The sequence below is a fragment of the Shewanella sp. SG41-4 genome (genome assembly GCF_014164505.1).
Taxonomy (GTDB): domain Bacteria; phylum Pseudomonadota; class Gammaproteobacteria; order Enterobacterales; family Shewanellaceae; genus Shewanella.
Genome location: NZ_JACJFI010000668.1, coordinates 1 through 1,077, shown reverse-complemented (window position 1 = coordinate 1,077; position 1,077 = coordinate 1). Strand labels below are relative to the sequence as shown.

At 35.5% G+C, this 1,077-nt stretch carries 1 protein-coding gene; it reads left to right on the top strand.

The features are described from left to right. A partial coding sequence (locus H5202_RS23140) for an asparagine synthetase B family protein (RefSeq protein WP_182774070.1) occupies positions 1–1,077 on the top strand: 1,077 nt, incomplete at both ends.

The window sequence follows — 1,077 nt, the reverse complement described above, 5'->3', positions numbered from 1 at the left end:
GCTGTTAATGGTCAAGGAATCTTTGGTAGACAACCATATCAAGATGGCGATTGGGTTGGAGCTGTAAACGGTGAAATATATAACTATCAAGAATTGATTAATAAGTACAATCTTTTTATGTTTGGTGAAAATGATACGCAAGTATTGTTACCTCTTTTTACAAAACTTGGTGCTGAAGTCTTAGATGTAATCGACGGATTTTACGCTGCCGTTTTATACAATAAAGTAACTGAAGATATTGTATTACTTAGAGATAGGCTGGGTAAAAAACCGCTTTTTTATGGGCAATCTAAAAACGAATACTTTATAACCAGTGAATTAAAAGCTATTGAAAATATAGATTGGTTTAAGCAAGTCCCTAAAGGGATTACTCACCTCAATTTGGCAAATTGGGAAGTTGACCATGTTGTAGCGCATCCCTCTATATTTAACACACAAACTAAAGATTATGACATACAAGCTAAATTATGTGCCGCTGTTAAAAAGCGTCTACCATTGACCCAGCCTGTGGGTTTATTTTTAAGCGGTGGTTTAGATAGTTCAATACTGGCCTATATTGCATCAAATTTGCGGGAAGATATTACCTACTTTACTTTAGGTTCTCCAAATAGCTCTGATTCTCTAATGGTAAATAAAGTCATTAAAGCCCTAGAACTCAAAAATGTTCAACACATATCTATCCCTTCTGGTGAGCTTTTAGAACGTTACATAGAGAAAGTTGTTTATATTACAGAAAGTTATAACCCTTCTATCGTGAGTAATGGGTTAGCAACATACTTACTAGCTGAAGCAGTTAAATCTCTCAATATAAAAGTAGCTATAACTGGGGAAGGAGCTGACGAGCTTTTTGGAGGTTACTTTACTTATCTTGAGCCTCAAGAGTTACTGATGTCCAGAGAACGATTACTTGCAGACATGAACTTTACAGAATTGAGACGGTTGGATCTTTGTACTATGGCGCATGGTGTAGAGGCTAGGTGCCCGTTTCTAGATAGTGAAATACTAAAATTAAGTCATAACTTAAGGTTTGAAGATATCTATTTTAATGGTGCTAACAAAGCAATATTGAGAAGTACA